The sequence below is a fragment of the Mesorhizobium sp. M0626 genome (genome assembly GCF_040320665.1).
Lineage (GTDB): Bacteria > Pseudomonadota > Alphaproteobacteria > Rhizobiales > Rhizobiaceae > Mesorhizobium.
The window spans coordinates 263557-277664 of the sequence record NZ_JAMYQD010000005.1; the positions used below are offsets into that span (position 1 = coordinate 263557).

Here is a 14108-nt window from a genome sequence, read left to right on the forward strand (position 1 = left end):
CGGTCCTGCGGAGCAAACATCTGGGAGCGGGCCGGCGGTCGCCGGACCGAATGGCGCAAGCTAGCACAGAGCCGCATTTTCGGCCGGTCCAAAGAAATCGACATGGCAGGCCGAATGATCTATCATTGCGGCTCAATTGTTATCAGATGGGCTGTGATATCCGTGACAGAAGACCAATTGGACCGCATCGACAGAAACATCCTGTCGGCGCTGGCGCGCGACGGGCGGCTGTCCATGTCGGAACTGGCCGGCAAGGTCGGCCTGTCGAAGACGCCGGTGCAGGCGCGGGTGAAGCGCCTGGAGAAGGACGGCTATATCAGGGGCTATCAGGCGATCATCGATCGCGAGCGCATGGGCGAAGGCCATGTCGCCTTCGTCCAGGTAAAACTGTCGGACACGCGCTCGGCCGCGCTCGATGCTTTCAACCGTGCGGTGCAGACCGTGCCGGAGATCGAGCAGTGCCACATGATGGCGTCGAGCTTCGATTATCTCCTGAAAGTCCGTACCACCGACATCGCCGCCTATCGCCGCGTGCTCGGCGAGCGCATCTCGGCACTGCCGCATGTTGCGCAGACCTCGACCTTCGTGGCCATGGAGACGGTGAAGGATCGCTAGCTCACTCCGACAGCGTCTTCAAAAATGCCACCAGCGCCGCGCGTTCGCGGTCCGACAGTTGCAACGGGTGCACTTCGGAGGTGCCTTCAACGGCCGCCTCCGCCTTCGCGTAGTGCGCCACCACCTCCTCCAGCGTGGAGAACTGTCCGGCATGCATATAGGGCGGCCGTGTCGCCGCGCCCCGCAGCGACGGCGTCTTGTAGGCACGCATCAGTTCGGGTGCTGCCTTGACGATGAAGCGCAGTTCTCCGCAGGCGCCGGCGTCGCCATCGCGGAAGGCGCCGAAGCAGTTGAATGGGTCGGCCTGAACCTGGGCCACCGCATCGAAACGGCCGCGATCCAATGGCAAATCCCTGACCGGCCGCACGCCGGTGTTGTGGAAAGCGTTGTCGGTGAAGCGCGGGCCGTTATGGCAGGTGACGCAATTGGCCTTGCCGATGAACAGTTTCAGCCCGAGCATCTCCTCCTGCGAAAAGGCATTGTCGGCTTTCGGCTTGGCGCCTGACGCAAGATCGATGGCAAAGCGGTCAAAGCGCGTCTGTGCCGGTTCGATCGACCGTTCGAAGGCGGCGATCGCCTTGCCGATATTGGAAAAGACGCGGTTGACGTCGTCCATTTGCGCCGCGGTCATTGCCTTCCACGCCGCCTGCTCGGCCTCATTGCCGAGCGGGCTGGCGTTGGCCGGCACGGCGGAAAGATCCGGCAGTGGCCCGAAGATGCGCTCATAGCGCTCGCCGAACCGCTTCTGGATGTAATGCGCGAAGGCCGCGCGGTTCCCCGCCTGCTCAAGCGGATTTTCCAGGGGCATCAGCGCCTGCGCCCACAGGCTGTCGCGCCGCCCATCCCAGAAGAACCACGGATTGCGGGCGATGCCGGCCAGCGGCATCGAGCGCCTGTTGGTGCGGCCGACACCGACGGATTGCGGCAGGTCATCCTGGAACTGCCGGTCGATCTTGTGGCAGGTCGAGCAGGATACGTTACCGTCACGGCTCATGCCCTGGTCGAAGAACAGAGTGGAGCCCAGGGCGGCGGCGGCCGGCACGTCGGCGAAGCGGTTGGTGGTGTCGGGTTTGAGCGCCGGCAAGGTGTTCAGCGCCAGCGAAGCGATGGTCTTCTTCTCGGCATCGGAAAAATCCGGTTTGCCGCAGCCGGCAACGAGCACGACCGCCGCCAATGCCAGAAGGCGCAACAGGCCGTTCATCCGCTCACAGCACCACGTTGAAGACGACCGTGTCGGAACCGGCCGCCGCCGAAATGGCGAAGCGTAACTGCCACACGCCGCTCATGGTGAATTTCAGCCCCTCGATGCGGTAACGCCCCTCGCCAAGATAATCGGTCGCCTGCGGACTGGTCGGCAAGCCGTGATTGTGCTGCGGCATGCCGCCGGACACCGAGATCGCCGCACCTTCCACGGAATCGCCGTTGACCGTCTTCAGGGTCAGCAACCAGGATTGCAGTTCGCCTTGCCGGATAACGCCGCGTTCCGGCTGAATGCTGGCGACAAACAAGCCGTTCGCCGTCTTCTTCGAGCGCGAAACATCGGGGCTGGGCGCCGACTGCGGCGCGGTCAGATAGACGATCGCCAATATGCCAGCCAGCAAGGCGGCCAGACCAACGCCCGCAAGAAGATAACGCCATATCGATGCCAAACCGGTTCCTCTTCTGGACATAACGTCTCGGGAAGCAATTCGCGTCCCGCCGCTTCTGTGGGAAAACGCTTCTGGCGCAAAAAACCGCCGCCGCCAAGCATGGCGCTGCCGGCCGCAAAAAGCTACAGCAGCGAACTGATCCGGAGACAGATACATGGCAGCAGACGGCGTCGCTTCGATCGGTGAATGCATGCTCGAACTGTCCGGCCAGGCCGGGCCGAACTGGCGCATGGGCTTTGCCGGCGACACGTTCAACACGCTGTGGGCGCTGCATGCGCTGAGCGGCGAGCGGCCGGCGACCTATGTCTCGGCCTTCGGCGACGATCCCTTCTCGCAGGGCCAGATTTCGTTCTTCGCCGAAAACGGCATCGGCATCGGCGCCAGCCCGGTCATCCCAGGCGCGCGGCCCGGCCTCTACGCCATCACCTTGACCGGCGCCGAACGCGCCTTCACCTACTGGCGCAGCGACGCGGCGGCCAGGCGGCTCGCCTCGTACCCGGCCGCCTTGGAAAAAAGCCTTGAAAACCAGGCTCTTGTGTATTTTTCCGGAATCACTTTGGCAATTCTGGATGCCGCCGCGCGCAAGACGTTGCTGGCGGAAGTGTCCAAGGCGCGGGCTGCCGGTTCGCTCGTCGCCTTCGACCCCAACTACCGGCCGCGCCTGTGGCAGAGCCGCGAGGAGGCGCAAGCCGCGATCCTCGACGCGCTTGCCGTCGCCGACATCGCGCTGCCGACCTTTCCCGACGAGCAGATGCTGTTTGGCGACTCGGCACCGCAAGCGACCGCCGAACGGTTCGGAAAACTCGTCGGCGAAGTCGTCGTCAAGAATGGCGAGAAGCCCGCGCTGATCGCCACTGGCGGAGCCCTGCAGCCGGTTCCGGCCCAGCATGTCGCCACCCCGGTCGACACCACCGGCGCCGGCGATTCCTTCAATGGCGGCTATCTCGCCGCCCGGCTTGCCGGCCATGCCCCGGCGGATGCCGTGCAGCGCGCGCATCGCGTCGCCGCCGCTGTCGTGCAGGTGCGAGGCGCGCTGGCGCCGTTCGAGGTTCTAAGAACCGCTTTCGAGGGCTAAGACCTTAGGGAAGCCTGAAACGATATTCCGTCACCTGATGATAGATCTGGCCCGGCCACAGCGTGGCCTGTGGGAAATAGGGCCGGTTCGGCGCGTCGGGCCAGGTCTGCGCTTCCAGGCAAAAGCCGGAAAACGCCTTGTAGCGCCGTCCGTCCAGGCCGCCCGAGGTCGGCGCGACATACTGGCCGGTGTAAAGCTGCAGGCCCGGCTCGGTGGTCCAGACTTCCATCTCGACGCCGGAATTGGCGCCTTGCGCCCACGCTACCTGGTGAAGCGGGCCCCGGGCTGACGCCAGGCAGAAATTGACGTCGTAGGGAAGCTGCTCGCCTTCCGTTTCCATGCGCAGCGGCCGCGCCTGGCGGAAGTCGAAGGGCGTGCCGTCGACAGGTTTGACGACGCCGGTCGGGATCATCTCGCCATCGACAGGCGTATAGGCGCCGGCGTTCAGCATCAGCCGGTGGTCGAGAATGTCGCCGGTGCCGCCATCGTCGAGATTGAAATAGGAATGCTGCGCCAGATTGCACAGCGTCGGCTCCTCGCAAGTGGCGGTCAGTTCCATCGAGAGCGTGCCGGGAATCTTCAGCCGGTAGGTGCAGGTGACGTCGAGCGCGCCGGGAAAGCCCATCGTGCCCTCGGGATCGTGCAGGGTCAGCGTGACAAAATCCCGGCCGTGCAGCGAAACCGTCCACGGCCGATGGAAGAAGCCCTCCGAACCGCCATGCAGCGTGTGCTTGCCGAGGAAATTGCGCTCGGTCTGGTAACGCTGGCCGGCAATGGTGAAGCGGCCGTCGCGGATGCGGTTGGCATAACGGCCGACGACAGCGCCGAAGAAGGCCCGGTCGGTCTCGTAAGGCTCGAAGCGATCGTAGCCCAGCACCAGCGGCGCGTCGTGACCGGCGAGCCGCAGATCCTGGATGATTGCGCCGAGCCCGATGATGTTGGCACTGATGCCACCGCCCCGGATGGTGAAACGGCGAACGGGTTCGCCTGCCTGCGTCGTGCCGAAGACCTCGCCGTCCTTCATCGCTATGTCCAAATGCTAATTCATCGATCTGCCGACTTAGAGCAATTCCAGGAAAAGTGTGAAACGGTTTTCCGTCCGGAATTGCAAAAAACAAAGAACTGGAGCGGTTCGGCGTTTCCGTGAAACGCTGAACCGCTCCAGTCCGGCTGAATGTCGTCTGGCAAGGGCAGGCGCGCGGCCTGCCCTGCCCGTCAATGATTTAGAGGCCGAGACCGCCGATGCAGACATATTTGGTGTCGAGATAATCCTCGATGCCCTGATGTCCGCCTTCCTTGCCGAGGCCCGATTCCTTGACGCCGCCGAACGGCGCTTCCGGCGTGGTGATCAGGCCTTCATTGACGCCGACCATGCCGTATTTCAGGCCTTCCATGACCCGGAAGGCGCGGCCGAGATCGCCGGTGTAGAAATAGGCGGCCAGGCCGAACTCGGTGTCGTTGGCAAGCGCAATGGCTTCCTCTTCGGTCTCGAACTTGAACACCGGGGCGATCGGGCCAAAAATCTCTTCCTTCATGAAGCGCATGTCAGGCTTCGCATCGGCGATGACAGTCGGCTGGAAGAATGAGCCGCCAAGCGCGTGGCGCTTGCCGCCGGCAACGACCTTGCCACCCTTCGACGCGGCGTCGGCGATGAATTCCTCTACCTTCTCGACCGCCTTCACGTCGATCAGCGGTCCCTGCTGCACGCCCTCTTCCAGGCCCGAGCCAACCTTCAGCGCATTGCTGGCAGCGGCCAGCTTCTCGACAAACTTGTCGTAGATGCCGGCCTGCACCAGGAAGCGGTTGGTGCACACGCAGGTCTGGCCTGAATTGCGGTATTTGGCGGTGATGGCGCCGGCGACGGCGCGATCGAGGTCGGCATCGTCGAAGACCAGGAACGGCGCATTGCCGCCGAGTTCCATCGAGACCTTCTTGACGGTGACGGACGACTTCTGAATCAGCAGCTTGCCGATCTCGGTCGAGCCGGTGAAGGTGATCTTCGACACCAGCGGATTGGCGCAGATCTCGTCGCCGATTTCGCCGGCAGCACCCGTCAGGATGTTGATGACGCCCTTTGGGAAGCCGACTTCCTCGGCGAGCGCGCCCCATGCAAGGCCGGAATACGGCGTCTGCGAGGCCGGCTTGACCACGGCGGTGCAGCCGGCGGCAAGCGCGGGGCCAAGCTTGCGGGCAAGCATCGAGGAGGGGAAATTCCACGGCGTGATGGCGGCAATGACGCCGACCGGCTCCTTGGTCACCAGGATGCGGCGATCGCCCCATGGCGATGGCACGACATCGCCATAGGTGCGGCGGCCTTCCTCGGCAAACCACATGATGTAGGCGGCAGCCGAACCGATCTCGCCCTTGGATTCGGCGAGCGACTTGCCCTGCTCGATGGTGAGCAGTTCGGCCAGCACATCCTGATTATCCATCATCGCGTCATGCAGCTTGCGCAACAGCTTCGAGCGCTCCAGCGCGGTCGTCTTGCGCCAGGTCTTGAAGGCTTCGCTTGCGGCTTCGATGGCGCGGCGGGTTTCCGCCTTGCCCGACTTCGGCACGGTGCCGATCTTGAGACCGGTGGCCGGGTTGTTGACGTCGACCGTTTGGCCGCTGTCGGCCTGCACCCATTCGCCATTGATGAGATTGGCCTGGCGCATGAAATGGCTGGTTTTCTGCAGCATGGTCTACCCTCCGTTCGGCGCACTGACGGGCCGGTCTGTGGATGTCTTCGATGAGCGCGCGCAATGGCCTGGATGCCCGACACGCTGAAAGCCACTGCTCTTTACCTAGGGCAAGCCCGGCAAGCAATTGCAAGATGGCATATAGGCTTTGGGCCAGCCAAACGCCAGGTAAAATTCACATGTAAATTAGTTTGGGTCCCAGCCTTGCCAAAGACCAGCCTTGCAAAAGACCAAGCCTACCCAAAGACCAGCCTACCCAAAGACATGAACCACCACCGTCAGCCAAAAGGCGGTTGTAACAACCGCGCTTGCCGTGGCGATGGTCATCTGGTTCGACGCCAGCGCCTGGCCGGTGTTGAACTGCACGGCGATGAGATAGGAATTGATGCCGGACGGCAGCGCCGCCACCACGACCGCCACCTTGGCCGTCAAGGGCGGCAGGCCAAACAGCCAGACCAGGCCGAGCACCAGCGCCGGCATCAGGAACAGTTTCAGCGTCGACAGCGCCAGCGCCGGTCGGATGTTACCGGAAATGCCGAAACGGCGCAGGCTGAGCCCCATGGCGAACAGCGCCACCGGCCCGGCGGTGTTAGCCAGCGCATCGACCAGCCGCGTCGCAAGGTTCGGCAGCGGCGCGCCGGTGAGGCGCCATGCCAGCCCGGCCAGGATGCCGATGATCAGCGGGTTCGTGAACAGTCTTCTCAGAAAGCTCTGGATGATGCGCAGCGGGTGTACGGGCTCGCTGCCGCCGCGGCCAAATATCTCGAACATGATGATCGAAGCCATCATCATGGTCGGCAGGTGCACGGAAACGAGCAGCGACAGCACTTCGAATCCGCTGGACCCGAATACGCCGAGAACGAAGGGAATGCCCAGCAACACCACATTCGAGAAGGATGACGACACTCCACCGACGATGCCGGTGCGCGCGTCCCGCCCGAAGATCCGTGTCGTCACCAGATGGCCGGCGGCCCATGTCATTGCAACCGCCGCGAAATAAGCACCCCACAGCGACCAGGGCGCCACGCCGTGGAAATCGGAATTCACCATCGTCCGAAACAGCAGCAGCGGCATCGCCACGTTGATGGCGAATTCGGAGATGCCGTCCCCGCTGGCCGGCTTCAGATAGCCGGTGAGCCCGGTGACATAGCCGAGCGCAACGAGGCTGAAGACGAAAAGAACGGTTTCGGTAAGCGGAGACATTTTTCAGGGATAGGCGAGCCCGGATTCCAGCGCAATCGCCATGATCTTCAGAAACTGATCCTCGATCCGCCCGGCGCCTGAATTTGATCATGGTCGGGTGGCAGCGCTATACAGGCTTGGGATCATCAGGGCGGACACACAGCGAATGGTTGCGACGCCGAAACAGCGTCATTTCAGACAGGGGTGGCTGGCGGGTTTCGTCGCTATACTGCTTTGCCTTGGCGTATCTGAGGCCCAGGCCGCCGAGACCAAAAGTCTCAAGGGCGTGGCGCTGATCATCGGCCAGTCGAAATACGAACACATCGCAGCCCTTGCCAACCCGGCCAACGACGCCCGCGACATGGCCAAGATGCTGACCGACCTCGGCTTCGACGCCCGCAACGTCACCGATCGCGATGCCGCCAAGCTGAAGCGCGATCTCGATCGGTTTGTCGAGGACGCCGAAGGCGCCGACGTCGCCTTCATCTATTATTCCGGCCACGGCATCGAGGCGGGCGGCGAGAATTATCTGGTGCCGGTCGATGCCGACGTCTCGTCGTTGAAAAATGCTGGTGAGGCGCTGGTGCCGATTTCAGCCGTCATGGACGAGCTGAAAAAGACCGTGCCGGTGACGATCGTGCTGCTTGACGCCTGCCGCACCAACCCGTTTCCGCCGGACGCGGTCGTGCGACGCGGGCCGACGGCTTCCGCCGAGCCTGTCGGCGCCGGCGGGCTGGAACCGGTGCGCGGCGCAAAAGCCCTCGCCGATGCCTCATTGGATAATGCCAGCCTGGGAACCGTGGTCGGCTTCGCCGCTGAGCCGGGCCGACCCGCACTTGATGGCGCCGCCGGCGAAAACAGCCCCTACGCCGCCGCCCTGCTGCGCCACCTCACCGCGATGAAAGGCACGGAATTCGGCTCGGTCATGCGCATGGTCACCGAGGAGGTCTATCTCGACACCAAGGCAAAGCAGCGCCCCTGGGTCAGCGAGAGTCTGCGTCGCCTGCTCTATTTCGGCGTCGCGCCGCCGGAACCGACCGGCGACGACGGGCTGATCACCGGTGAGCGGCGGCAATTGCTGCTGACCATTTCCGACCTGCCCGATCCCAAACGGGCTCAGGTGGAGTTGGCTTCTCTGCAGGACGGCGTGCCCCTTGACGCGCTCTACGGCGTGCTCAAGGCGCTCGGCACGGAAAAGATCCCTGAGGATCCCAACGACCTGCAGAAGGTGCTGGACAGCCAGGCCGAGCGTCTGAAGAAGATGATGGCCGAGCGCGCCGCATTACGCACCGACGATCCCGAGATCAGTCGCCTGGTCGCATCCGCCGACAAGGCCATAGGCCAGGGCGCCATGGTGACGGCGCGCAAATTCCTCGACGACGCGGTCGGCCGGATCGAGGAAAACAGCGGTGCGGTCGACGAGGCCGAGGACCTGCTCCGGCAAAAGCGCATCGCCGACGCCGCCATCTATGCCAAACGCGCCGACGCCGCCGCGCTGGTCTTCGACTACAAATCCGCCGCCAACGACTATGCCAAGGCGTATTCGTTGGTCGAGAAGTGGGACGAAAAGCTGCGCTGGAACTACAAGAACCAGGAGGCCGAGGCGTTGAACGCTCATGGCTACGCCACCGGCGACCTCGATGCGCTGCAGCACTCCATCGAGGCCTATCGCACCATCTTGAACTTCATCCCCAACGGCGAACAGAATCGCGACTGGGCAATCACCCGCAACAACATGGCGGTGGTGCTGCAGACCATTGGAGAGCGCGAAACCGAGACTGCGCATCTCGAAGAAGCAGCGGTGATTTTCCGCGATTCGCTGGTGGTGTTCGAGCGCGAGAAGGACGACCGCAACTGGGCCGCGGCGCAGAACAACCTGGCCAACGTGCTTCTGAAGATCGGCGAACGCGAGAGCGACCCGAAGCGTCTCAATGAAGCGGTGGCGGCGACGCGCGCCACCCTTGAGAAGCGTCCGCGCGACAAGCTGCCGTTGGACTGGGCCGGTTCGCAGAACAATCTAGGCCTCGCGCTCTATGCACTCTCCGAGCGTGAGCCTGCCGGCGAGCATCTCACCCAGGCCGAAGCAGCCTACCGGCTGGCGCTTGAGGAATACACACGCGAGAAAGCACCCGTGGAATGGGCGATGGTCGAGAACAATCTCGGCAACACGCTTGTAACGCTTGGCATCCAGCTCAACGACAAGGCGAAGATCAACGAGGCGGCCGACGCGTTTCGCGCCGCGCTGGAAGTGCGAACCCGCGAAACTTTCCCGGTGTCCTGGGCGACCAGCCGCCTCAACCTGGGCAATGCGCTGAGCGGTATCGCCCGCTTCGATATGGGCACGGCTACGCTCGAAGAAGCTGCTGCTGCCTATGACGACGCTCTGACGGTGTTTACCCGCAAGCGCTTCCCGATGGACTGGGCGTCAGCCCAGAACAATCTCGGCTCGATCTATCAGACGCTGGGCCAGCGCACGCGTGATGCGGCCAAGCTGGAACAGTCGGCGGCAGCCTTCCAGGCGGCACGGCAGGTCTATGTCAGGCGGAAGTTCCCGCAGGACTGGGCGATGAGCTACTACAATCTCGGCAACACGCTGCAGCTTCTCGGCGGCGTCACCGACAAGCCCGAGCATTACAGCGAGGCGGTCGACGCCTACGGCAATGCGTTGCGCGAGTACAAGCGCGAGACCAACCCGCGGCAATGGGCAATGGCCCAGGCCGGCCTGGGCTCGACGCTGCACTGGTTGAGCATGAGCAATGGCGATGCCAAGACGCTGCAGGATTCGATTGCGGCGCGGCGGGCAGCGCTCGAAATACTCACCATCGAGGCCGCGCCGGTCGACTGGGCCAACGCTCAAAATGGCATCGGTATGAGCCTGCTCAATCTCGGCAATCTCCAGCGGACCGACAAATATCTCAACGACGCCGAAGCGGCGTTCACGGCGGCGCTGAAGGTGTTTACGCGCGAAAGTCAGCCGCTGCAGTGGGCCTTCGAGCAGAACAATATCGGCGACGTCCACTGGAACCGCGCCAGCTATGGCGCGGGCAAGCCGGAATATCTCAAGGCGATCGAATTCTTCGAGAACGCCAAGCAGGGCTTCACCGAAGCCGGCTACACGATCCCTATCCCGCTCACCGATCAGAAGATCGAGCTGGCGAAGAAGCAAATGGCGAAAATGTGAAGCGAACCGAGGGTTCGCCTTTCGCTTGTCTTTGTGCCGGCTTTCCGATCCCTATATCAGAATGACCGGAGCGGCATCCGGCTCCCGGAAAGGTTTCGATGATTCGGTTTGTGCTGTCGCTGTTCCTGCTTGCTGTTCCCGCCGTCGCCCACGCGACCGACGCCGGCTGGGCGCTGCTGCGTGACGGCGGCCATGTCGTGCTGCTTCGCCATGCACTGGTCACCGGCACCACCGACCCCGCCAATTTCGTCATCGACAACTGCGCCACCCAGGTCAACCTATCGGCGCGCGGCAAGCAGCAGGCGAGCAAGATCGGCGCCTTGTTCGGCGCCCGCGCCGCCCCCATCGAGCGGGTGCTGTCCAGCCGCTATTGCCGCTGCCTCGACACTGCCCGCATCGCCTTCGAAGCGGAGCCGGAGCTCTTTGCGCCGCTAGACCTCCTGAGGAGCGATCCGACCGAGAAGGCCGCGCAGCTCGACGCGGTGATGAAGGAAATCCGCGCCTACACCGGTTCCGACAATCTGGTCATGGTCACGCATCTCGAAAACATCGTCGCGCTGACCGGCGTCTCGCCGCGCGAGGGCGAAGCGGTGGTGGTCGAGCCGCAGGGCGATGGCTTGCGCGTGCTCGGCCGCGTCACGTTCTGAGAAAGCCAGTGGTCAAGCTCCGCGAAAACTGAGCTGACGTAACGTCAACTGGGAGGGCCGCCGGCTTGTCGGGCTGCCCTTCTTGTCTTCACGGAAGGGCCATCCCATCTGCGCCCGGCGCATCAGGCCTTTTCCTGCCGGGAAAAACCGATTAGACAGCGCCCAAACCAGATGCGGACAGATTCCGCCCGCAACCGAAGGAAGAGCCCTTGTCCACCACGTTCGACAAAGTCGCCAAGATCATTGCCGACACCAGCGAGATCGATATCGACACCATCACTCCCGAGAGCCACACGATCGACGATCTCGGCATCGACAGTCTCGATTTCCTTGATATCGTCTTTGCCATCGACAAGGAATTCGGCATCAAGGTGCCGCTGGAAAAGTGGACCCAGGAAGTCAATGACGGCAAGGCTTCGACCGACGATTACTTCGTCATGAAGAACCTGTGCGCCAAGATCGACGCGCTGGTCGCCGCCAAGACCGCCTGATATCGGCTGGCGCGCGGCCTTGACGGGCTGCGCCGCCTGACCCACAAAGCCGCTCATGAGCAGCCGTCGCGACGTCGTCATCACCGGTATCGGCCTTGTCTCCTCGCTGGGAGAGGGTCCGGATACCCACTGGCAGAAGCTGGCGCAGCCCGGCTTGCAGCCGGTGCTCGAAGCCGCGCGCTTTGCGCCCTACACCGTGCATCCCCTGCCGGAGATCGACTGGAACCTGCAGATCGCCAAGCGCGGCGACCAGCGGCAGATGGAAACCTGGCAGAGGCTGGGCACCTATGCCGCCGGCATGGCGCTGGACGACGCCGGCATCAAGGGCAATGACGATCTCTGCACGACGATGGACATGGTGGTGGCCGCCGGCGGCGGCGAGCGGGACGAGGCGGTCGATGCCGCCATCCTCGCCGCGTCCGAGAGCCGCAACGACCGCGACGTGCTGCTCAACGAGAAACTGACCACCGAATTGCGGCCGACGCTTTTCCTGGCCCAGCTCTCCAATTTGCTCGCCGGCAACATCTCCATCGTCCACAAGGTGACGGGGTCGTCGAGGACCTTCATGGGCGAGGAAGGTGCCGGCGTCGCCGCCGTCGAGACCGCCGCCGCGCGCATCCGCTCCGGACAGTCGACGCACATACTGGTCGGCGGCGCCTTCCAGACCGAACATTCCGACATGCTGCTCGGCTATGAGCTGGCCGGTTATCTGCATCGCGGCCCATGGAAGCCGGTCTGGCAGAGACAGGGCGCCGAGGGCGGCGGCCTGGTCTCCGGCTCCGGTGGCGCCTTCCTGGTGCTGGAGCAGCGCGAACACGCGCAAAGCCGTGGGCGGAAAATCTATGCCGAGCTCGGACCGGTCATCTCAGGCCGCGCCCGGCGCTCGCGCGGCGAGCTTGACGCCGAGATCGCGGCATTGCTCAAACAGGCGGCTCTCCCGAACGGCAAGTTGCTGGCCCTGTCGGGCGCATCCGGGGCGCATACCGCAACGTCAGCCGAAAAGGCAGCGCTGGATGCCAATCCGGCGATATCGGCGCGCGGCTTCGCGACGCTGACCGGGCATATGAAGGAAGCGCAGTTTCCATTCGCGGTCGCCCTCGCCGCCCTGGCCGTCGACCGCAAGGCCGCCTACCCCGTTTTCGACGCCGCGGCCGAGAAGCCGTTCGAAGGCATTCCCGAAACCGTGCTCGCAACGGCGATCGGCTATCACCAATTCGAGGGCATGGCTCTGGTCAACGCTGCTGCTTGAAGCAGCGCTGCGCGATCATGCTGCAAAGTTAAGAGGTTCCGGATGGCCAATCTCAGAGATCACATGGGCAGGCCGATCGTCGCCGTCACCGGCATCGGCGTGGTAACGTCGCTCGGCATCGGCAAGGCCGATAACTGGGCGGCACTGACCTCCGGCAAATCGGGCATCCACCCGATCACCCGCTTTCCCGTCGACCACCTCAACACCCGCATCTCCGGCATGGTCGATTTCCTCGACTCAAGCTCGAAAGGCGCCAGCCTGCTGACCTACGAACTGGCCGAAACCGCCGCGAATGAGGCGGTGGCCGAATCCGGCCTCGATTCCTCTGATTTTGGCGGGCCTCTGTTCCTCGCCTCGCCGCCGGTCGAACTCGACTGGCAGGATCGCTTCGCGCTCTACAATTCCGACGGCAAAGGCGCCGGCGCCGAAAGGCTGCTCAGGGTGGCGCGCGGGCTGAAGGAAACAGATACGTTCGCAAGCACGCAGTTCGGCGCGATCGCCGACCGGCTGGCCGACCGCTTTGGCACGCGCGGCCTGCCGATCACGCTGTCGACGGCCTGCGCTTCGGGCGCCACCGCCATCCAGCTCGGCGTCGAAGCGATCCGCCGCGGCGAATGCGACCGGGCGCTGTCGATCGGCGCCGACGGTTCGGCAACCGCCGAGGCGCTGATCCGCTTTTCGCTGCTCTCGGCGCTGTCGACCCACAATGACATCCCTGAAAAGGCGTCAAAACCCTTCTCCAAGGACCGCGACGGCTTTGTGCTGGCGGAAGGCTCCGGCGCTCTGGTGCTGGAATCGCTTGAGGCAGCCCTTGCCCGGGGCGCCAGCGTTCTCGGCATCCTGCGCGGCTGCGGTGAAAAGGCCGATGATTTCCATCGCACCCGTTCCAAGCCCGACGGTTCGCCGGCGATCGCAGCAGTCCGCGCCGCCCTTGCGGATGCCGGCCTGAGCAAGGACGAGATCGACTACGTCAACGCTCACGGCACCTCGACGCCGGAAAACGACAAGATGGAGCATCTGTCGCTGTCGACCGTGTTCGGCGATCGCATCGGCTCGATGCCGGTCTCGTCCAACAAGTCGATGATCGGCCACACGCTGTCGGCGGCCGGCGCCGTCGAAGCGGCGTTTTCGCTGATGACCATGCGCGAAAGCGTCATTCCGCCGACCATCAACTACGACAATCCCGACCCGGCAATCGTGCTCGACGTGGTGCCCAACAAGAAGCGCAATGCCGAAGTCGGCACGGTGCTGTCGAACTCGTTCGGCTTCGGCGGCCAGAACACTTGCCTTGTCATGGCGCGGGAACCGGTCTAAGCGACCTTTTTCAGCCAGACTGAA

General features: G+C 63.8%; 12 protein-coding genes. 7 read left to right on the plus strand and 5 right to left on the minus strand.

The window, feature by feature from the left end; translation table 11 throughout:
* The first annotated feature begins 162 nt into the window (after nucleotides 1-162).
* Nucleotides 163-615, plus strand: a complete 453-nt coding sequence (locus tag NKI37_RS08415) for an Lrp/AsnC family transcriptional regulator (RefSeq protein WP_023696487.1) — start codon at nucleotides 163-165, stop codon at nucleotides 613-615.
* A 1-nt stretch (nucleotide 616) separates the two neighbouring features.
* Here NKI37_RS08415 and NKI37_RS08420 read toward each other — a convergent pair whose 3' ends face one another.
* Nucleotides 617-1816, minus strand: a complete 1200-nt coding sequence (locus tag NKI37_RS08420) for a cytochrome-c peroxidase (RefSeq protein ID WP_352790873.1) — start codon at nucleotides 1814-1816, stop codon at nucleotides 617-619.
* A 4-nt stretch (nucleotides 1817-1820) separates the two neighbouring features.
* Nucleotides 1821-2456: a FixH family protein gene (locus NKI37_RS08425; protein ID WP_352790874.1), complete on the minus strand. Its 636-nt coding sequence runs from the start codon at nucleotides 2454-2456 to the stop codon at nucleotides 1821-1823.
* Here NKI37_RS08425 and NKI37_RS08430 point away from each other — a divergent pair.
* Nucleotides 2419-3339, plus strand: coding sequence for a sugar kinase (locus tag NKI37_RS08430; RefSeq protein ID WP_023833821.1), 921 nt, complete (start codon nucleotides 2419-2421; stop codon nucleotides 3337-3339). The two genes, NKI37_RS08425 and NKI37_RS08430, sit on opposite strands and share 38 nt — an antisense overlap.
* A 4-nt stretch (nucleotides 3340-3343) precedes the next feature.
* On the opposite strand, the gene NKI37_RS08435 is transcribed toward NKI37_RS08430, so the two are convergent.
* From NKI37_RS08435 to NKI37_RS08445, 3 genes are all read right to left on the minus strand, one after another.
* Nucleotides 3344-4369: an aldose epimerase family protein gene (locus NKI37_RS08435; RefSeq protein WP_352790892.1), complete on the minus strand. Its 1026-nt coding sequence runs from the start codon at nucleotides 4367-4369 to the stop codon at nucleotides 3344-3346.
* 193 nt (nucleotides 4370-4562) lie between these two features.
* A complete protein-coding gene (locus NKI37_RS08440) occupies nucleotides 4563-6020 on the minus strand; it encodes an NAD-dependent succinate-semialdehyde dehydrogenase (protein ID WP_352790876.1) in 1458 nt (485 codons plus the stop codon).
* Nucleotides 6021-6272: 252 nt separating this feature from the next.
* Entirely contained in the window at nucleotides 6273-7223 is a 951-nt protein-coding gene (locus tag NKI37_RS08445) for an AEC family transporter (RefSeq protein ID WP_023670444.1), read from the minus strand.
* A 145-nt stretch (nucleotides 7224-7368) separates the two neighbouring features.
* On the opposite strand from NKI37_RS08445, the gene NKI37_RS08450 reads away from it, so the two are divergent.
* The 5 genes from NKI37_RS08450 to NKI37_RS08470 all read left to right on the plus strand — a co-directional run bounded on the left by NKI37_RS08450 (nucleotide 7369) and on the right by NKI37_RS08470 (nucleotide 14084).
* Nucleotides 7369-10383, plus strand: a complete 3015-nt coding sequence (locus NKI37_RS08450; RefSeq protein WP_023696482.1) for a caspase family protein — start codon at nucleotides 7369-7371, stop codon at nucleotides 10381-10383.
* Nucleotides 10384-10481: 98 nt separating this feature from the next.
* Nucleotides 10482-11030, plus strand: a complete 549-nt coding sequence (locus tag NKI37_RS08455) for a histidine phosphatase family protein (RefSeq protein ID WP_023670442.1) — start codon at nucleotides 10482-10484, stop codon at nucleotides 11028-11030.
* 209 nt (nucleotides 11031-11239) lie between these two features.
* Nucleotides 11240-11521 (plus strand): acyl carrier protein, encoded by a 282-nt coding sequence (locus NKI37_RS08460; RefSeq protein WP_010909964.1) that lies wholly within the window; start codon nucleotides 11240-11242, stop codon nucleotides 11519-11521.
* A gap of 55 nt (nucleotides 11522-11576) precedes the next feature.
* Complete coding sequence (locus NKI37_RS08465; protein WP_352790878.1) at nucleotides 11577-12770, plus strand: beta-ketoacyl-ACP synthase; 1194 nt, start codon at nucleotides 11577-11579, stop codon at nucleotides 12768-12770.
* Nucleotides 12771-12812: 42 nt separating this feature from the next.
* A complete protein-coding gene (locus NKI37_RS08470) occupies nucleotides 12813-14084 on the plus strand; it encodes a beta-ketoacyl-ACP synthase (protein ID WP_023696480.1) in 1272 nt (423 codons plus the stop codon).
* Nucleotides 14085-14108 lie beyond the last annotated feature (24 nt).